The following is a 20,899-nucleotide window of genomic DNA, read 5'->3' as shown; positions in this document are numbered from 1 at the left end:
TTGTTACTTATCGGGATAATTCCTTTTACGTGATTTTTTCATCTGTTCTTTTTCTTTCCGTGCTAGGTTCTTGTCTCGAAGTTTTTTCCAGCCGGGACGGTTATCTTCAGAAGGAGTGCGGCCGATAGAGGGCTGTCTGAATGTGACGAACTTTTTCACGGCTTCTTCTCCATGCCATTCGGGAATGCTGCTGTCTTTCCGTTCTCTCTTATTTTCCGGCTGTTTCTCGAAATCGTCTTTTTTCTTTCTGAAACGGGTCTCTGTTTTGGTGAAAGGTTCTTTGTCTCGATAAGGTAAACGCTTTTCTGCCTTTTCATTGTTCCTTTCTTTGAAGCGATATTCCCGTTTCTTGAACTCGGTAGATTCACTGTCTTTCTTTTTCTCCTTGAATCCTCCTGTCTCGCGTTTGAAGTCGTTATATTTACCTTCGAAAATTTCGTATTTCCGGTATTCGCATTCTAATGAACCGTTCATCATATTTATGCAAATAGCGGGTTTCAGGCCTATTTTATTGAAACATTCGTCGTGATAACTGATAATCCAAGCATCATAGCCTTTGAATACGTGTTTAAGTTGGGAACCTATCATTTCATATAATCCCAACAGGTCTTTTGACGAGATGCGTTCTCCGTAAGGAGGATTTGTTATCAATATTCCGTTTTCGGGCGCTTCGGTATATTGTTGAAAAGGTTTTACCTGCAGATCGATATACTTAGCCATTCCGGCGCTTTTTATATTTTCTCGGGCGATAGCAATAGCTTTGGGTGAAATGTCAGAACCGTAAATCTTGAAATTGAATTCTTTTTCGTTGCTGTCATCATTATAAAGAGTGTCAAAAAGCTCTTCATCGTAATCATTCCACCGTTCGAATGCGAAGTCTTTCCGATAGATTCCCGGTGCTGTATTTGTTGCGATCAGGGCGGCTTCGATCAAGATCGTTCCTGAACCGCACATGGGGTCTATGAAATTTTTTTCACCTTTCCATCCCGATTTAAGAATAAGGCCGGCTGCCAAAACTTCATTAATGGGAGCTTCGGTTTGTGCGACTCTGTATCCTCTTTTGTGTAGCGATTCGCCGGAACTGTCGAGAGATAGAGTGCAGGTGTTATGTGCGATATGCAAGTTCAATATGAGATCGGCATTGTTGAGCCGGACCGACGGGCGTTTACCTGTTTTTTCCATGAAAAAGTCGGCGATGGCATCTTTAGCACGATAGGTGACGAACTTCGAATGTTTAAATTCTTCCGAAAAAACGACAGATTCGATAGAGAATGTTTGTTCGGGAGACAGATATTGATGCCAGTCGAAAGACTTGATTTTTTCATAAACCTCATCTGTATCGGATGCAGTAAATGAGAAAATCGGTTTGAGAACACGCAATGCCGTCCGACAACATAAATTCGTTTTATATAAAAGCTGTTTATCCCCCTTGAAAGATACCATGCGTTTGCCGATTTCGATATCTTCTCCGCCCAGTTCGGCAATTTCTTGAGCCAGAATATCCTCTAACCCTTGCAATGTTTTAGCGATAATTTCAAATTTCTCGTTTTTCACCCTGATAAAACTTTATATTTGCGTATTTATTTTTCTGCTTTTTGTTGTAAAATGCGAGCTCCGGGTTCAACGTTTTCCGTAACCCAGATGTTACCGCCGATCGTAGCGCCTTCTCCGATTGTAATGCGGCCTAAAATAGAGGCATTGGAGTAAATAATGACATTGTTCCCGATAATCGGATGTCGAGGAATACCTTTGATCGGATTCCCGTTTTCGTCAAGAGGGAAACTTTTTGCACCGAGAGTTACCCCTTGATAAATTTTCACGTTATTGCCTATAATTGCAGTTGCTCCGATAACGACTCCCGTTCCGTGATCGATAGTGAAATATTCTCCGATTGTAGCGGCCGGATGTATATCTATACCTGTTTCGGAATGAGCCATTTCGGAAATCATTCGAGGAATAAGCGGTACTCCCAATTGAATAAGACAGTGAGCAATGCGGTAATTGCTGATAGCCCGTATTGCAGGGTAGCAAAAGATGACTTCTCCGTAACTCTCCGCTGCCGGATCTCCGTTATAAGCAGCGATCACATCGGTAGCCAGCAGACGGCGTAGTTCGGGCAGGGATTTGATAAACTCTGCCGATTTCTCGTTTGCCGATTCCCGCATATTTTCAAGACTGGTGTATTTTTTGCGGTCGCAAGCGAAACAAAGACCTGCCAGTATCTGTTCGGTCAATAGTTCGAACAAACGTTCCGTACCTACACCGACATAATATGAAATTGTACGACGGTTGATTGTAGAATGTCCGAAATAGCCCGGAAAAATCAAAGACCTGCACAATTCGATAATTTCGTGTAAAACTTTTTCTGAAGGCATCGGTTCTCCGTCATGATGTTGATGGCATAGAGTCTTGAAAGACTCGTATTCCGATAGCTGTTCTACGGTAGAGGTGATTACATCGGAGTATTTGTGCGGGTTCATATTCTTTTTTTCGGTTTTATTAAAAAGACATTCTTTGCAAAGTTACAAAATATCGCGGATATTCCGGACTAAAAGTTAGGTTAGAGTCCGAAGTGTCTAACTGGATTTTTCTGTTTCCTATAATGGGTCACGATGTTTTTTCGAGAATTTGTCATTTCTTGTTTTGATTTTGTTTTAATTTTTGTCTTTTTAATTCATACAAATAAAGTTGGTGGAATTCTTCCGGAGCATACTGTATAATCTCCGTATTTTCCCCCAAATATGTATTCCGTTCCGGAGATTCCTCATTGTAATATATCGGGACCGGCATTCCCACCCAAGGACTCCGCTTAAAACCCGGATAAGTGATCGTGTATTCCTTGCCATCGACTTTATAACGACATTCCGCTTCATATTCCGTATCACCGTATATCGTTTCACAGGTATCCACTTTCACAATCAAAGCCCAAGCAAGCGTGTTATTCTTTCTCATCATACTTCGTGTACGTAACGATTTTGTAAACCACCACCCCCAAATTATAACCAAAATGATGAACAATAAATTAGATAATTTCTTTTTCGACATGATATGTTATTATAAAGTTAATCGATCGGAAGTATAAGTTTCCACTCCAATGAATCCTCCCGTACCTGACGTTCATAAAATTTTACCGGATCTTGCAATATAGAGTCCATCCTCGCATCTTCGGCTCTCATATTCATTTTCGGATCATCAGGATTATACCATATTGGTACACGGAGTCCCAAAGGCGGCATTTTATCAAAAGGTATCGAATACGGAACATACCGTTTATTCCCGACATAAAATATTATACTTGCTGAATAATTTTTTTTCTTCAGGTATTTGACTTTATAAATAACCGCCTCGGCAATACCTTTATTTTGACGAATAATATCATACTCTGCTTCCTCTCGTTGAATTCCCCAATAAATAGAACCAAAAAGAAGTCCGAGTCCCGACATAATTAATATCGCAATCAGAATATCCTTTATTTTAGGATATTTATTTATCGTTTTTTTAATCCACTTTATTCCACCCATGTTTAATAATCTTTTAATTACAATTTTTTAAAGCGATAAAGCTTCTTTTAAGGTATCCTCCTCTTCTGGCAATTCTACACCTCTCGTAAAGCCGGACGGCAGATTGTACCACCACGGATTATTCATATAAACCGGTTGTGTCGGTATGGGATAACTTATATTATTATTTAAATTATCAATGCTATTCATCCATCTTGTAGAAACTGCTTTTGCTCCGATTTGAGATCCTGTACTTGCCCCGAGGTCTAATGTAAACGATTTATAATTATTTTTCAAAAAAGAATTTTTCCAACTCTTTCCCGGCAAATCGGTTTTCGAAGGAAACATTTTACCCAACTTATCCGCTTTCCAATCCAGGAATCCGGTCATTCCTACATCCGCAACAGTACCGACAATGATTTCCTGATAAGGGGCGATTGAAAATCCCTCTCCAACCTTGTATTCGAACGTATTGGTCAGCAATGGGGTCACATATTTCATGGTTTTCACAACTTGAGAACTTGTACCTAACCCAGCGGTAATGCCTCCGGTAATGCCGGAAACAAAAACATCAAAAAAGTCAATCTGTGATGTGAAAGCTTCTTTTGGAGTATACTCTCCAGTAGCCAAATTCGCTATACCCTGAGAAACATAATTGATCGTAGCACTCCATAAAGCTGCATCGATTATAACCCCTACAGGACCTAAAAAGAGAGAGAAAATCCATTTCCCATTCTCATCTTTATAAACCAACGGATTGTTCAAGCAATAGGTGTAACGGTTAAAGTTCTGACTGAAATCCGGCATCTGCACATAGGGATCGGGACTGAGAAAGCGTCCTATTACCGGGTCATACAGCCGGGCATTCATATCGATTAACCCGAAATTTTGTAAATGTATATGTCCGCAATAACCACGTCCCAGTACTAATGAAGGCTCTTTTTCCCGGGAATATAACTCATGGGTGTCAGGATTGCGTAATCGTCCCCATGGATCATAACTCAATTCTTGTTCAACAAATCCGTTTTCATTAACAATATGCGTGATGCTTCCCAAATGGTCTCGACAAAGAAATATAAGCCCTTTTTCTTCCCACGAGAAATATTTATCGGACAAAACAACTGATGCCGAGTAGGCATCTCCGTCAAGATATAAAACAACTCCTGAGTCCTTTTGTGTATCTGATCTTTCTTCATATTTATTTTCTAAATAAAATTTATTTCCGGACATTACCCGTACACCCGCATAGTCATAAAGGAAATTAAATATTTGACCTCCTTCGGAAATTTTTTCCGGAAGAGACAAGCCGTTATACGAAATTTCCTGAACGTCAGAAGGGATACCGTTCCCGTAAAGATTTACCGTTTCTATCGCGTACGGTTTACTTTCGCTATATTCAAACTCTCCGACTTCAGAGTGATTTAAGATATTACCCTTAACGTCATACGTTATCGTTTTTCCGTCAAAGGAAATCAATCGATTTAATTCGTCATAGCCAAAATCCTCTTTCAAGTTGCGGACATTATCTTTTCTCCATTTCAGATTTCCCGTACCGTAATCAAAACTCATACTTATATCTTGAATTATACGACTGCCGCATTTGACGACTTTCCCTGTCGGAAAACCGAATTCATCATATTCAAAAGTCCGGGTCAATGGCCCGGTAATCGTTTTTGAAGGTAATCCCATATCGTTTTCCGTGCTTAATCTCCAAGCGATTTTATTTCCTCCGACCCGAATAGCAATCTTATGCCCCTTTACATAACCGTTTTCAACAGTAACAGGCGATGTCTTTTCACTGGCATACGTGATTGCACCTACTTTTCCTGAACTATTGTACTTATATGTGCGATAAATCCTATTTTCTTTTATAATTGTCGTATCGGATTGCAAACGGCCTAAATTATCGTAAACATAAGTGTGTCCGATATTTCGATTGTCAATAGCGCTTTTTAATCGATTTTCATTATCATAGACAAAAGACGTAACAGATTCCGGTTGTCCGGCTTTTAATATTGTCTGTTTTATTTTACGCCGATAGATATCATACTCATATTGTGTTTCATTCCCATTTGCCTCTTTTCTTGACTTGAGTAATCCGTTAGAGAAATATGTTAATTGTATCAATCCTGCGCTCGGATCCGATATTGTCTCCTTTTGGCGCAATGGAGTATATTTAAAAGACGTAACAACTTCTCCCGGAGACGTAATTGACATTGGCAGACCGTCGACTCTCAGATCATATACGATATCTCCTGTCGCATCCGAAATTTTTATCAATTGTTTCAGCGAATTGTATGTTTTTGTAACCGTAATTCCATTTTTGATTTCTTTTATCGTATTTTGACCATATTCATAAATTTCATTTTTGCCCGAAGCGTAATGTTTTCGTATAGGGCGGTCATAACGATCATATTCTGTCTCATTCCAAAGAGAAGGAGCATCGGAACGGGACGGTAATGATGTTTTATATAAACGCCCCCATGTGTCATATATCTTGTCTATGTTTAAAAATTTTCCATCAAAGCGTTCTTCGCTTTGACGAACCTCCCTGCCAAACGTGTCATAAAAAATTTTTTTTACCGGCTCTCCCGATTTTTCGATAGTTTCTACGGTTTTTGCATTTATAGGAGTTTCTGTCCAAGCCCGGGTAATTTTTTCTGTTGTAGCGTCAGGATATATTACGGATACCTGACGTCCCCATACATCATAAGTGTAATGGATTTTTCTATTTTTATTATCTTGTTCCGTTAGAATATTTCCCAAAGCATCATATTGATAAGTTTTCTCCAATCCTACAGGATTCGTATTCTTAATGACTCTTCCCAAAGCATCATATTCCCATTTCTCTACTAAAGGAGTATTCCCGTCCAAATAATAAAAAGTCTTCTTCTCTTTTATATTCATATTTTCATCATATACCTGTACTATTCCATGTTTTCTACGTCGATTAAAAAGTCTCATGTCAGATGCATAGTAGACAGACTCTCCGACTTGAATGTTTTTATCATACGAGCGAACGATACATTCGGCTACTTCTTGCTTTGCTGTATCGGTTTTGCGCTTTTTTATCAATTCCCAGATACACACACCTAAATTATACAACGTATCGTTATCAAAATGATTATATATCCATGTTACCTCTTTTGAAAAATTTTCTCCGTAATCTACATTCTCTTTAATCGGATATCCGAGATCATCATACGTATAGGTAGTTTTTTGTATATTCCCATTTAATCGATCGGTTTCTACCGACTCTGTGAGTAAAACCTGAACGTGTTTATCTTCATGTTTGACAATCTGATATTTTCCTACCCATAGCGTTTCTTCCGAACTATCGGTAAGCAATGATCTGAATTGATACGGATCAAAAGATCTTTTCCTTGACTTCGTACGTATTACATCCCAGTCTGTAAATGTCTTAAAGCCACAAAAGCCCAGTCCTTGCAAATTTGCTACTGCTTCTTCATACGTATACCGATGGTAATCGACTTCATTTCCTTTGCTGTAGGTTTGCAAACTTTCTGTTATCCAAACAGGACCATTAAAATCGATATATGGATATATAGAAGAATTACCTTTTATATATTGTTCCGAGACATTCATTTTTTGGAAATAAATGTCTGTTTGATTACCCATACTATTTATAACTCTTGTAAGCAAGCGTCTTTCTCCTTGATCGTCATCATAGTTGATTTTATAAACTTTATTTTTATCCAGTCCGTACAGAAACATGTGATTTAATGCTTGTGTCACAGTAGAAGATGACAAAATAATGTCTCCTTCAGGTAATCGGCAGGAAAACTTTGAAGAGGCGGTAGAAGAAATAACTCCTGATTTTATCAAGTGCACTTCCAATATATTGTATACACCCAATTTTTTTCGAACAATAATATCTTGAATGCCATCATTGTCCATATCCTGAGTTATAAGATCATCATCTTTTTCAATAGAAAAAGAAACCTGTTTATTATATGCGTATTCGTATCCTGTAGAAATCCAAATGTCCCATAAATAATCATATTCTTTAAACGTATATTCTACAGTCTTGCCATGAGTAGGACATTCGTAAGTGTTGTATACCGGATACATGCAGTCAATACAGTAATCTGCCGGCTGAATATATTTTTCACACGAGAAGCACCAAATGTCCGGGATTCCTGTATTGCTATTGATTCCTTCATATCCGAAGTCTTGTCCATGGCAATCAGGACATTCTTTGGGTGAATAGACAGGTACTTCCCGAGTTCGATGTATTGTGGCATTGGGTGCTACCAAAATATCAGTCTTTCTATCTCCGTTAATATCCGTAAACAAGTATCTCATGCTATTGGGGTTGATAGGTGAATATGGACGACTGTATATTTGTTCCAGAATCCACTTATCACTTTCTTTTTTGAATGAATAAAAGTTCCAAAAATTTTCCCCGATATGACAGATATCAATCTTTCCGTCACCATCAAAATCCATCGGAACCAATATTTCATGACCATAATTAAAATTGAAGACATATTCATTAAATACCGGTCCGGCTTCGTCTTCCAAATCTAACAATAGACATTTGGAATTTTGGGTTATTTCCATCGGATTCATCATCGATACCGCAAAAATTTCATTTTTTCCATCCCCATCAAAATCACCAGGTAAGAATACTTTCGGACAAAAACTGTCCGTATTTTTTTTTCGGAGAGCTCTTCCTGAAATATATTTTATGTTTTTTTTGACAGGTAAAGATCCGGATAAATATTCCTGATCATATATCGAAACACTGACCACATCATTTCCGTTTTCAACAATATTATTTATTTTGACAATTTCATCGTCCGCAGTTCCAATAACATTAGAAGCAAATGCTTTCATAAACCCCGCTCCGGTAGTTAATGTTAAAGCATAATTTGTCCCGCTACCTAAGTTCGGATACAATAAAAATTCGTGTTCCGGGATTAAACTCACGTAATAATATTCTTCCACAGGATTGTAACTTAATCCGGGGTCTGGGTAAACCAAAATTCCGTCATCATCACTGCCATAACGGATTTTTCCTGTGGAAATAATCATATTATCCATCGATTCATAATAAGTAGAAACCGTAGCGGCGCTGCTGTTCAGTGAAGGTACAGGCCGATTATATCCGTATGTAAATTGCAATGGGGGCAATCGTTTTTCATAGTTTTCCGACCAGCAATTAATCTCGGTTAGCACCGTAGGGTCATTTTTATATGTGAATTTATAGATTCGCAATACTTGTTGTTGATATTTTATGACGATTTCGTCTAAAAGTCTATTGTTTTTTTGTTTTACACCGGCAGTATATGTATTGGTAGAATCGGGACGACCGTCGATATAGTGAAATTCAATAAAAACATAATGTCCCGAATTATTTTTATCACCTCTGCCACCATAAGAAATTGAAGATATATAATGTAATTTATTCTGTATGTCATAATCGTAATCATAATCTATATGATTACCGTATATGTCTGTCAGTCGAGATATCGGATATTCTATTCCATCATTAAAAACCGGAACATACTCGGCAATTTTTCCGTCAGGATAATTCACACGAAAAGAATTTATCAAACCGTCTTCGATTTCCGAACGTACTTTTATATTTCCCTGCTCCGACAAGTAAAGGTCTGTATCTTTTTTTATTAAACGTGTTCCATCCAATATAAATACTCCTGCAGTATCTAATGCGATAGGGGATACTTTTCCATCATAATACTGTGAGAAGTTCGTAGGCCTTAACATTGATAATCCTTTTATAGACCATCCCCAACCCAAAATGCCATTTTGAGAAAGGCTGTTATAAACAAGAGATATTTCAGGTATGCAATCTTTTCGTCCGTTCGGAAGGGACAGAGGGACTTCATGAACAGTTGCACCCATTTCATTGACTGTAGTAGTAATATTTATTTTACCGACATCATAAATATTATTATCAGAATTGATTGCAGCAGTTGAGACATTAATGATTTTGGGAAGCTTTTTCTGCTTATTTAAGATAGTGTATGAATCGTTATTTTTCTTTATTAATTTTATTTCTTTTGCAATAATAGAATCGGTCACTGATATTTGAGGAATTTCCGACAAATCAATGACTTGAGCGAATGACGAAAAAGTAATCAGAGATACAAGTGAAAGTAATATATTTTTCATAATATGGATAAAAAGGTTATTCTTTTATAATCTTCCAAACAGAACTTTCTCCATTCAGTGTGAGTTTCAATAAATATGTACCGGGGATATTCTTAGTTAGATCAATTGAAACTATGGGAGATGAGATCTTCATAGATAGTATATTTTGTCCGCTTATCGAACAAATTTGTACAGAACCTGTCAAATTTTCGGTTTTTCCGGAAAAACAAACTGTTAATATTCCTCTTGTAGGATTGGGATAAATTTTTACTATCTGTCCGGATAGTTTTTCAGAAACAAAAGATGTGTCTTTTTGTATATTCTTTTTACGTTCTGAATATGATTGTAGTTTATTCAGAATAATTTCTCTTTTAATTCGATTTCCGGAAGCATCATATGAATAATGTACTTGTCTTTGCCCGAATAAATAGAAGTTAAAACCGATCAGAAATAGTATTAATATAGGTTTCATACAGGAATTTGGATATATAAATATGGTTAACTTGCTAAAGAGATATTTCAACAAATTTAATATTAAATTTTTAATTTCATAAGGGCTTGAAATAGAATTTTATTTAGTACTTATTTAAATTTTGTAAAAAATATAGTTGAAACATTTTGTGTTTTTTTTCGGTCTGTTTTTCTGTTTTCGCTCGTTAAATAATTCGTTATCCTTTTCGTAAAAACAGAAAAGTATCTCTGAAAGAAACGTTCAAAGTTGACCTGAATAAAATTTAGACTCCCTAAAAAGAGAATGAAAAAGATATCTTTTTTTGACAGACAAATTCATATCTTTGCGTTCGTTTTTTAAAATCTTTGATATGGAACTTTCCCACAAGATCAATAAGGTAGAAATTCGCAATTTACAGATTTCAGATTATACTCAATTGTCTCAGTCGTTCCGTAGGGTTTACTCTGACGGATCGGATGTTTTTTGGACTCACCAGCAGATTGAAAAACTGATCGCTATTTTTCCGGAAGGGCAGTTTGTAACGGTTGTCGATGAGAAAATCGTCGGATGTGCTCTTTCTATAATCGTTGATTATGATTTGGTAAAAAACGATCATACGTATGCAAGGGTTACCGGAAACGAGACTTTTGACACTCATAATCCTAACGGAAATATTTTATACGGGATAGAAGTATTTATCCATCCCGACTATCGAGGGTTGCGTTTAGGACGTCGTATGTATGATTATCGCAAAGAGTTGTGCGAACGGCTTAATTTGAAAGCGATCATGTTCGGAGGCCGTATTCCGAATTACCATAAATATGCTGCGGATATGCGTCCGAAAGAGTATATTCAGAAAGTCAAAATGAAGGAGATTTATGATCCTGTACTGACTTTTCAGCTTTCGAATGATTTTCATGTGCGCAAGGTAATGACAAATTATCTGCCTAATGATGAGGAGTCTAAGCATTATGCCACTTTGTTGCAATGGGATAATATTTATTATACTCCACCGACTCAAGACTTTAAAGTAACGAAAACTAATGTGCGAATAGGTTTGGTACAGTGGCAGATGCGTCCCTATAAGAGCATAGATGATGTTTTTGAACAAGTCGAGTTTTTTGTGGATGCCGTATCGGATTACAAAAGCGATTTTGTATTATTCCCCGAATATTTCAATGCACCGTTGATGGCAAAGTTCAATCATTTGGGAGAATCGGAAGCTATTCGTTCTTTGGCGCAATATACCAATGAGATTCGCGACAGGTTTATCAATCTGGCTATCAGTTATAATATAAATATAATTACCGGAAGTATGCCGTTAATTAAAGAAGACGGCCTGTATAATGTCGGATTTCTGTGCCGGAGAGACGGGAGTTACGATATGTATGAAAAAGTGCATATTACTCCGGATGAAATCAAGAGTTGGGGGTTGACCGGTGGTAGCATGGTGAAGACTTTTGAGACAGATTGTGCACGTATAGGTATATTGATATGCTACGATGTCGAATTTCCCGAATTGTCCCGTTTAATGGCTGACCAAGGAATGCAGATTCTGTTTGTGCCTTTCCTTACGGATACGCAGACGGGATATTCCCGAGTGAGAGTATGTGCTCAAGCCCGGGCGATAGAAAACGAATGTTTTGTTGCGATTGCCGGAAGCGTAGGAAATCTTCCGAGAGTGCATGATCATGGATATACAGTATGCTCAATCAGGGGTATTTACTCCTTGTGATTTTGCTTTCCCGAATGACGGGAAACGGGCAGAAGCAACTCCGAATACCGAAATGATATTGATTTCAGATGTTGATTTGGATTTATTGAATGAACTGCATACTTATGGAAGTGTCCGCAATCTGAAAGATCGTCGTCAAGATTTGTATGAGTTGCGGTTAAAAAAGAAAAATAACTGATTTCTATGCGGCGGAGAAAATGTCCTATTTTCTCCGCCGCATAGAAATTTATTTGTTTTTTGCCTCTTTCTCGATTCGGATGCGGGCATCTACCGCAATAATACCTTTTTTAGTTGCCAAAAGCGGATTGATATCCATCTCTTTTATTTCTGTAGCGAAACGCAATAATGTAGATAGACGGACGATGATTTCGGCAAACTGGATTTCATCGATAGGAGCTTCTCCTCTGACTCCCCGAAACATTTTGTAAGCACGCAGGGAGCGAATCATAGAGAGAGCTTCGTTTTCACTTAAAGGTGCTAATCCCGAAGCGATGTCTCTTAATATCTCTACAAAAATTCCTCCTAACCCGCAAAGGATGACATGTCCGAAATGAGGCTCGTACTTTGCTCCTACGAAAAGTTCTTTTCCTTGTAACATCGGTTGTACCATTATTGCGGTTACTTCGGGAAGTTTCATCATCCGATCAAATTCGAAAGCGAGATGCTCTTCTGATTGAATATTAAGAACTACTCCTCCTATATCGGACTTGTGGACAGGTCCTACTACCTTTGCGACTAAAGGAAAATCTAATTGTCTGGCTTTTTTAAGAAGCTCTTCTTTCGAAGAAGAAACGATTTCTGGGACTATTGGAATTCCGGCGGCAGAGAACAGAGACTGGACATGATTGTGCGGAAGATACCCGTTTTCTCCTATGTCATCGATAATCCTGCGTATTTCCGGTACGTTTACCCCGTATAATTCTATTCCGCCATTGGTCGGCTTCGAAGCATTGAATACTCGTGCGACAGCAGTTGCTAAAGCGACTTCATCCGAAAAATTGACATGTCCCTTATTCAGGAAATATTCAACTTCTTTCCCGGCGGTTACTACGGATGGGAGCACAGGGAATATCGGTTTGCTGCATTCTTCCATTTTTCGGTGCAACACATCATAGGCATCGTAAACTTTTACCAGTCCCGGACTACCGAAGATAACGGCTATTGCATCTATTTCGGGAGTATTTTCACAAAAGTCTATAGCTTTTTCCAAATGTTCGGGAGTTCCTGTAGCCAAGATGTCGATCGGGTTTCCGACCGAAGCTCCGGGATAAAGCTCTTCTTTTAGTTTTTGTGCAGCCTCTCCCGAAAGTTCAGGAACATGCATTCCCCCTTTAGAAAGAGCATCGGTCAACATTACGGCCGGACCTCCGGCATGTGTAACAATGGCGAAATTGCGGCCTTTGATTTCTTTTAAATTAAAAACGCAGGCGACGGTCGTCAGTTCTTCACGGCTGAAACAGCGAACGATTCCGGCTTTACGGAAGAGTGCTTCGACAGCCAAATCCGAGCTTGCCATAGCTCCGGTATGTGAAGAGGCTGCACGACTTCCCGATTCTGATGATCCCGATTTTATTGCAGCTATTTTGCATCCTTTCCGAATTAGAGAGGAGGCATGCAAGAGCATACGGTCGGGGTCTTTGATGTTTTCGATATAAAGGATTTTGATCGGTGTGGATTCTCCCGGAATATAAGTGCGGTCAAGATATTCCAAGACATCTTCGACTCCGATCTGCGGTGCATTTCCGACCGACCATACAGAATTGAACCGCAGTCCTTTGCCGATAGCGGACTCCATGATATACACGGCAGTAGCTCCCGAACTCGATATCAGATCGACACCTCGGGAATCGAGTTCGGGAATCGGCAGAGTGAATACGCTCCGGTGGTGACGGTTCATCAAACCTATGCAATTCGGTCCGATTAGCGATGCCTCGTATTTATTCGCAGTCTTTAAAATTTCCTGTTCTAATAGGAATCCCTCATGAGTTTCTTCTCCGAATCCGGCCGATATAATAATAAATGCTTTGGTATTGCGGGTCGAAGCCAGCTCTTCTACAATAGAGGGGCAAGCTGCTGCCGGAACGGCTAATATCGCCAGTTCTGTGTTTGGCAATGATGTTATGTCGGGAAAACAGGGAATACCTTGTACCTCTGTTTCTTTCGGGTTTACTGCATATAATTTCCCGGGAAATTTTCCTTCCAGCAGATTCCGAATAATCTTTCCTCCGGGTTTTTGCGTATTATTCGATCCTCCTATGATCACAATACTTTCCGGAGCAATCAATTCTCTATTGATCATAATATATAAAATTCTTTATTTCAGATGATTTAGCAAAAAATTGCATACATATTCGTTCAAAGATAGCGATTTTACTTTTTCCTCTTATCGCATTGCGACAAAAATCGTATATTTGCAAATCATTTTGAAAAAGGAAAAGATAAAATCATATAAACCAATGGAAAAGAAATTCAAACGTACTCTCGTAACTACAGCGTTGCCTTATGCTAACGGCCCTGTGCATATCGGGCATCTGGCCGGTGTATATGTTCCTGCTGATATTTATACCCGATATTTGCGTCTCAAAGGAGAAGAGGTGATCCATATCGGCGGATCGGATGAGCATGGAGTACCTATTACCTTGAAGGCTAAAGCTGAAGGTATCACTCCGCAAGATGTAGTCGATCGGTATCATTCGATAATAAAAAAATCGTTTGAAGAGTTTGGAATTTCTTTCGATATATATTCCCGTACCTCTTCCGATATCCATACGAAAACAGCTTCCGAGTTTTTCCGGAAATTGTATGACAAGGGAGTTTTTATCGAGAAGACGACGGAGCAGTATTATGATGAAGAGGCTAAGCAGTTCCTTGCCGACCGTTATATTACCGGTACTTGTCCGCATTGTAAGAATGAAAGGGCTTATGGCGATCAATGTGAAGCCTGCGGAACATCTCTGAATGCGACGGATCTGATCAATCCGAAATCGGCAATCAGCGGCAGTGTTCCGGTATTGCGGGAAACGAAACATTGGTATTTGCCTCTCGATAAATATGAAGATTTTTTGCGTAAATGGATTCTGGAGGATCATAAGGAATGGAAATCGAATGTTTACGGTCAATGTAAATCTTGGCTCGATATGGGGTTGCAGCCTCGTGCCGTTAGCCGGGATCTTGATTGGGGAGTTCCTGTTCCGGTAGAAGGCGCTGAAGGCAAAGTATTATACGTTTGGTTCGATGCTCCTATCGGTTATATTTCCAATACGAAAGAGTTGTTGCCCGATAGTTGGGAACGCTGGTGGAAAGATCCGGAGACGAAGTTGGTTCATTTTATAGGAAAAGATAACATTGTTTTTCACTGTATCGTATTCCCGGCGATGTTGAAAGCCGAAGGGAGTTTTATTCTTCCGGAAAATGTTCCTGCAAACGAATTTTTAAATCTTGAAGGAGACAAAATTTCTACATCTCGTAATTGGGCGGTATGGTTGCATGAGTATTTGGTCGATTTCCCGGGTAAGCAAGATGTGCTGCGTTATGTTCTTATTGCAAATGCTCCGGAAACGAAAGACAATGATTTTACTTGGAGAGACTTTCAGGCACGAAACAACAATGAGTTGGTTGCCGTATTAGGGAATTTTGTGAACCGTGCAATGGTTCTTACACATAAGTATTTTGGAGGAAAAGTCCCGGCTTGCGGAGAGTTGACCGAGTATGATAAAGAGACGCTTGACGAATTTGCCGGAGTAAAGGTCGAACTTGAAAATTATTTGGAGAATTACCGTTTCCGTGATGCCCTGAAAGAGGCGATGAATCTTGCCCGTATCGGTAATAAATATTTGGCAGATACAGAACCTTGGAAATTGGCGAAGACCGATATGTCTCGTGTCTCTACGATTTTGAATTTGGCATTGCAGATTTCTGCTAATCTGGCGATTGCATTCGAGCCGTTTCTTCCTTTTTCTGCCAAGAAGTTGAGAGATATGTTAAATATGACTCATGCCGAATGGAACTTGTTGGGGAATACCGATATCTTACCTGAAGGGCAGCAGTTGAACCAGCCTGTTCTTTTGTTCGAAAAAATTGAGGATGCTCAAGTTGAGGCTCAAGTACAAAAACTGTTAGATACGAAAAAAGCGAATGAGCTGAAAAATCATCAGGCCGCTCCTGTTAGAGAAAATATCGATTTCGAAGATTTTATGAAATTAGATATTCGGGTAGGCAAGGTTTTGGAATGTCAAAAAGTACCTAAGGCGGATAAACTGTTGCAATTTAAAATCGATGATGGTTTAGGAGGGCGTACTATTGTTTCGGGAATAGCGAAACATTATAATCCTGAAGATTTGGTGGGAAAACAGGTTTGTTTTGTCGCTAATCTGGCGCCTCGTAAATTGAAAGGCATCGAATCGCAGGGAATGATTCTTTCTGCTGAAGATGCCGACGGCAAATTGGTTGTTGTAGAACCGGAACAGCATGTAAAACCGGGATCGGAAGTAAAATAAACCATAATATTTTTGTTTAAGAGAGGCTCTGTTTGAATTTTTTATCGGAAAATTCAGGAGGAATCTAAATATTAATAAATCCCCGGAGAAGTTTTAGTTTTCCCTCTTTGGGGATTTTTTATTCAACATGAAACATGTGGGCATCGAGATATGTCGGATAACTTGAAAAAGAAAACATTGACAGCTCTTATTTGGAGTTTTGTCGATAAATTCGGCCAGCAGTTTTTATACTTTGTAACGGGTATAATTCTGGCTATTCCTTTGAATCCGGTCGATTTGGGGAAGATGGCGTTATTGGCTGTATTTGTCGCTTTGTCGAGTATTCTTATAGACAGTGGATTCGGATCTGCTCTGATTCGTAAAAAAGAGGCGACCGATGCCGATTATAGTACTATTTTCTATTTCAATATCGGAGTCAGCCTTATCTTTTATCTCATCCTTTTCGCTTTAGCACCGTTCATCGAGAGTTATTCGGGTGTTCCGGGGTTAGCGGCGGTTGCACGGGTTTCGTTTTTGAGTATTGTTTTTCTGGCATTCGGCATGATTCAGCAAACTCGTTTGATAAAATATATTCAATTTACGCAACTGGCACGTATAAATATTATTTCTCTGTTTTGTTCTTCGGTGTTTGCTGTCATTACCGCATTCATGGGTTGGGGAGTCTGGGCTTTAGTAATACAGTCTTTAGGAATGGCGATTGTAAAGTCTGTCTTGTTGTGGATTTACGGACGCTGGAGACCGAAATGGATATTCAGAGTTGCCTCGATGAAAGAATTCTTCGGATATAGTTCGAGTCTGATAGGTACGGGGGTACTGAATACGATATTCAATAACATATACCCGTGGTTGATCGGAAAAGGTTATTCGACACAAGCGGTCGGTTATTATAATCAGGCTAATAAATTTCAGGATATGCCTTCGGCATTGATTGCCAATATTTTTAGGAGCGTTGCTTTTCCGGTATTGTCTTCGATTAATGATGACAGAGAGCGAATGATACGTGTTTTCGGGAAGTATATCCGGACGGTGTCTTTTATAATTTTTCCGATTATGTTTTTATTGATGCTGGTTTCGCAGCCTCTTATATCCATATTGCTTCCTGAAAAATGGGCGCCTTCTATTCCTCTCATGCAGGTATTGTGTATTTCGGGAGCATTTTCGCCTTTTATAATTTTATATTACGATTTATTCAATGCCGTAGGGAGGTCGGATATCAATTTGAAGATGGAGATTTTTAAAAAGATTTTTTTCATAATAGGAATACTTGTCTGTTTTAAATACAGTATAATGGCATTGATGTGGTTATGGGTGGTTTATACCCTTTGTTCTTTGATTGCAACGATGTTTTTAGCACATAAGTATGTAAATTATACAATGGGATCATTTTTTTTCGATATATTTCCCTGTTTATCTATATCTTTGGTAATTGCGGCAATGTCGTCCCTTTATTATCTGGTCTTTCAAGACCGATGGTTGTTGCTTGTTACGATTTCCGGAACATTCGGACTGCTTTATATTATTGCGGCACGTTTATTCCGGTTAGAAATGTGGCACGAATGCCTTCAGTTATTTAAAAAGAAAGTTTTGACAAACGGAAAATAAAAACATTTTGAATATGCAAATCGCTCCGATTGCTCTTTTTGTATATAACCGTCCCCGACATGTACGGTATTGTATAGAGTCTCTACAAAAGAATTTTTTTGCGGATAAGAGCGAACTGTTTATTTTTTCTGACGGGGCAAAGGATTGCGGTCAGGAAAAAAATGTGCGGTCGGTACGGGAGTATATACGTAATATTCAGGGATTTAAACGACTGCATATCGTAGAACAACCTGAGAATAAAGGATTGGCTTCGAATATTATTTCCGGAGTTACCGATTTGGTCGAGAAATATGGTCGAGTCATTGTTCTGGAAGATGACCTGATCGTCTCCCCATGGTTTCTTACTTTTATGAATGAGGCTTTGGAAGCTTACAAAGATGAGGAGAGTATTGTAAATATAAATGGACATTTGCTTAAAGGCAAGGGGACATTTCCTGAAACTTTTTTACTGAGCTTTGCAAATAGTTGGGGGTGGGGCACTTGGAAACGGGGTTGGGATTTGTTTGAACCGGATGGAAAAAAACTGCTTCGAGAATTAGAAGCCCGGAACTTGACTCGTAAATTCGATTTTGACGGAGCTTATCATTTTACCCGGATGCTTAGGGAACAGATAGCCGGTATGAATAGTTCTTGGGCGATTCGTTGGAATGCTTCTATTTTTTTAAAGGGAAAGTTGTCATTAAACAGCGGTCGGTCGCTGGTCACGAATATCGGTTTTGACGGAACGGGAACGCATTGCGATAAATATGGGTTATTTGCGACGGATTTATATACGGGGCAGGTTAAGGTAGAGAAATTGTCTTTGCTACAAGAAAACAAGAATGCCCGGGAGATGTTGGCTCGTATTTATCGTTTCGATAACTCGTATTATAACAAAATAAGGGTTCGGATATTAAATTTTTTGCATAGATAAAGAGGGGAAAGTCTAAATATGAAAGTTGTTCTCGTTAGTACATATGAGCGTAAAGGCGGAGCTGCAATTGCCTGTTACCGTTTGAAAGAGGCTTTATTGAAAGAAGGGGTGGATGTGATGTTGTTGACGGCTTATAAAACTTCTGATGATCCTACGGTAATAACACCTTTTGATACGCGTTGGAAACGGCTGAAGAATCGTTTTCATTTTTATAAAGAACGATTTTCTATTTTTATAAAGAATGGTTTTTCCCGGAAAAATTTATTTGCTGTATCTATTGCCGATTCGGGAACGGATATTTCCGCTCTTCCGGTCATCCGGGAGGCCGATATTATTCATTTACATTGGGTTAATCAAGGATTTTTATCTCTTCAGAATATACATCAACTGATTAAACTTGGAAAACCGATGGTGTTTACGATGCATGATATGTGGTATTGTACATCGATTTGTCATCATGCCCGTTCTTGTGACCGTTTTATGTCGATTTGCAGGGAATGTCCTTATTTGCAATATCCGGGAGCATTCGATCTTTCCTATAAGGTTTGGTTGAAGAAACAGTTTCTGAGAAATCCGGATATTGTTTTTACGAGTGTCAGTCGTTGGTTGGCGAAAAGAGCTGGAGAAAGCGTTCTGATGGAGACCAATAAAATTTTTGTTATACCCAACGTTATCGATACAGAAGTGTTTTATCCGAGAGACAGAGAAAAGGTGCGTATGAGTCTGGGGATTTCTGATAATAGTAAGGTGGTTGTGTTCGGAGCTGCAAAATTGAATGACGAAAATAAAGGGTTTAAGCTGCTGAAACAATCTTTGAAAGACTCAAAGTATTGTCGGGAGATAAATCTTTTTCTGTTCGGAGAAATAAAAAGGGACAAAGACTTTCTAAAAGATATTCCTTGTAATTATCGTTATTTGGGAGAAATCGGCAATTCTGAAGATCTCGCCCGAATATATAGTGCTGCAGATGTTACGGTTATGCCATCACATTATGAGACATTCGGGCAGACTTTAGCGGAGTCTATGGCTTGCGGAACACCTGTGGTGGCATTTAATAGCAGTGGACAGACTGACATAATAGACCATTTGGAAAATGGATATTTAGTGACGTATCCTTTTACTTCGGACTTTGTAGAGGGAATGGACTGGGTTTTGGACCATACGAATCCCGAAATGAGGAAAAAGTGTATCGATAAGATAAAGCGATGTTTTTCACGGGATGTCATTGTCCGGCAATATCTCGATTTATATCACGATTTGTTTGTTAAAGATCAATTAAGAAAATAAAAATAATATGAAACCCTTGTTTTCGATAATAACGATAACTTATAATGCTGCCGAGACAATTGAAACCACATTTCGAAGTGTCGTCGGACAATCTTTTACCGATTATGAGTATATTGTCGTGGATGGTGATTCGAAAGACGGAACGGTAGATTTTTTGCGGTCTCGAAAAGATTGTTTGGCAGTGTTTATCAGTGAACCGGATAAGGGTTTATATGATGCGATGAACAAAGGAATGCATCTGGCAAAGGGAGAATATCTTATTTTCTTAAATGCCGGAGATACTTTTCATTCGGAAAATACTTTAGCGGATATTGCGGTTTCGATAGGGAGTTCCCGTCCTGACGTCATATACGGAGAGACAGCTCTTGTAAATGATAAGCGGGAGTTTTTGGGAATGAGAAGATTGAAAACCCCGGAAACACTTAATTGGAAAAGTTTCCGTATGGGAATGTTGGTATGTCATCAGGCTTTTATTGCAAAACGGACGCTTGCTCCCGATTATGATCTTTCTTATCGCTTCTCTTCTGATTTTGATTGGTGCATCCGTTGTATGAAAAGAGCGGGTACGTTATGGAATACGCACTTGACTTTGATCGATTATCTGAATGAGGGTGTTACGACTCGTAATCACAAAGCCTCTTTAAAAGAACGCTATAATATTATGGTCAAATATTACGGACGCATATCGGTTATGTTTTTACATTTATGGTTTGCTTTGCGTTTTTATACGGCAAAATGGATAAAAGGGCGAGTGTAGGTAGGAGTTTCGAGATAAAG

12 protein-coding genes and 1 pseudogene are annotated in these 20,899 nt (G+C 38.9%); 6 read left to right on the top strand and 7 right to left on the bottom strand.

All coding sequences use genetic code 11. From position 1 onward, the window contains the following. Positions 1 to 3: 3 nt before the first annotated feature. The 6 genes from QUE35_RS08915 to QUE35_RS08890 form a co-directional block, all read right to left on the bottom strand. The gene (locus QUE35_RS08915) at positions 4 to 1,554 is read right to left on the bottom strand and encodes a THUMP domain-containing class I SAM-dependent RNA methyltransferase (protein ID WP_022600020.1); all 1,551 of its coding nucleotides are present in this window, start codon (positions 1,552 to 1,554) and stop codon (positions 4 to 6) included. 26 nt (positions 1,555 to 1,580) lie between these two features. Then, a complete protein-coding gene (locus QUE35_RS08910; protein ID WP_009318321.1) occupies positions 1,581 to 2,480 on the bottom strand; it encodes a serine O-acetyltransferase in 900 nt (299 codons plus the stop codon). A gap of 151 nt (positions 2,481 to 2,631) precedes the next feature. Next, the gene (locus tag QUE35_RS08905) at positions 2,632 to 3,045 is read right to left on the bottom strand and encodes a hypothetical protein (RefSeq protein WP_022600018.1); all 414 of its coding nucleotides are present in this window, start codon (positions 3,043 to 3,045) and stop codon (positions 2,632 to 2,634) included. Positions 3,046 to 3,062: 17 nt separating this feature from the next. Continuing rightward, positions 3,063 to 3,521: a DUF3592 domain-containing protein gene (locus QUE35_RS08900; protein WP_022600016.1), complete on the bottom strand. Its 459-nt coding sequence runs from the start codon at positions 3,519 to 3,521 to the stop codon at positions 3,063 to 3,065. 27 nt (positions 3,522 to 3,548) lie between these two features. Continuing rightward, the gene (locus QUE35_RS08895; protein WP_022600014.1) at positions 3,549 to 9,659 is read right to left on the bottom strand and encodes an RHS repeat-associated core domain-containing protein; all 6,111 of its coding nucleotides are present in this window, start codon (positions 9,657 to 9,659) and stop codon (positions 3,549 to 3,551) included. A 16-nt stretch (positions 9,660 to 9,675) separates the two neighbouring features. Beyond that, positions 9,676 to 10,110: a T9SS type A sorting domain-containing protein gene (locus QUE35_RS08890; RefSeq protein WP_022600012.1), complete on the bottom strand. Its 435-nt coding sequence runs from the start codon at positions 10,108 to 10,110 to the stop codon at positions 9,676 to 9,678. Positions 10,111 to 10,459: 349 nt separating this feature from the next. On the opposite strand from QUE35_RS08890, the pseudogene QUE35_RS08885 reads away from it, so the two are divergent. Next, positions 10,460 to 12,002: pseudogene (locus tag QUE35_RS08885) on the top strand (GNAT family N-acetyltransferase). 48 nt (positions 12,003 to 12,050) lie between these two features. On the opposite strand, the gene QUE35_RS08880 reads toward QUE35_RS08885, so the two are convergent. After that, the gene (locus QUE35_RS08880) at positions 12,051 to 14,123 is read right to left on the bottom strand and encodes an acetate--CoA ligase family protein (RefSeq protein WP_022600010.1); all 2,073 of its coding nucleotides are present in this window, start codon (positions 14,121 to 14,123) and stop codon (positions 12,051 to 12,053) included. A gap of 139 nt (positions 14,124 to 14,262) precedes the next feature. Between QUE35_RS08880 and metG the strand changes: the two genes are divergently transcribed. The 5 genes from metG to QUE35_RS08855 all read left to right on the top strand — a co-directional run bounded on the left by metG (position 14,263) and on the right by QUE35_RS08855 (position 20,879). After that, positions 14,263 to 16,320, top strand: coding sequence for a methionine--tRNA ligase (gene metG / locus QUE35_RS08875; protein WP_256998622.1), 2,058 nt, complete (start codon positions 14,263 to 14,265; stop codon positions 16,318 to 16,320). 150 nt (positions 16,321 to 16,470) lie between these two features. Continuing rightward, positions 16,471 to 17,922 carry a lipopolysaccharide biosynthesis protein gene (locus QUE35_RS08870; protein ID WP_122329722.1) on the top strand — a complete coding sequence of 484 codons (1,452 nt, stop codon included), beginning with the start codon at positions 16,471 to 16,473 and terminating at the stop codon, positions 17,920 to 17,922. Positions 17,923 to 17,935: 13 nt separating this feature from the next. Next, on the top strand, positions 17,936 to 18,835 hold the full coding sequence (locus QUE35_RS08865; protein WP_022600004.1) for a glycosyltransferase: 900 nt from the start codon (positions 17,936 to 17,938) through the stop codon (positions 18,833 to 18,835). Between the two features lie 18 nt (positions 18,836 to 18,853). Further along, positions 18,854 to 20,122 (top strand): glycosyltransferase, encoded by a 1,269-nt coding sequence (locus QUE35_RS08860; RefSeq protein ID WP_022389992.1) that lies wholly within the window; start codon positions 18,854 to 18,856, stop codon positions 20,120 to 20,122. Between the two features lie 7 nt (positions 20,123 to 20,129). After that, positions 20,130 to 20,879: a glycosyltransferase family 2 protein gene (locus QUE35_RS08855; protein WP_022600001.1), complete on the top strand. Its 750-nt coding sequence runs from the start codon at positions 20,130 to 20,132 to the stop codon at positions 20,877 to 20,879. The last annotated feature ends 20 nt before the right edge of the window (positions 20,880 to 20,899 follow it).

This window comes from Coprobacter fastidiosus, assembly GCF_030296935.1.
Classification (GTDB): Bacteria; Bacteroidota; Bacteroidia; order Bacteroidales; family Coprobacteraceae; genus Coprobacter; species Coprobacter fastidiosus.
Note: the sequence above shows the minus strand (reverse complement) of the source record. Positions and strands in the feature narration are given on the sequence as shown.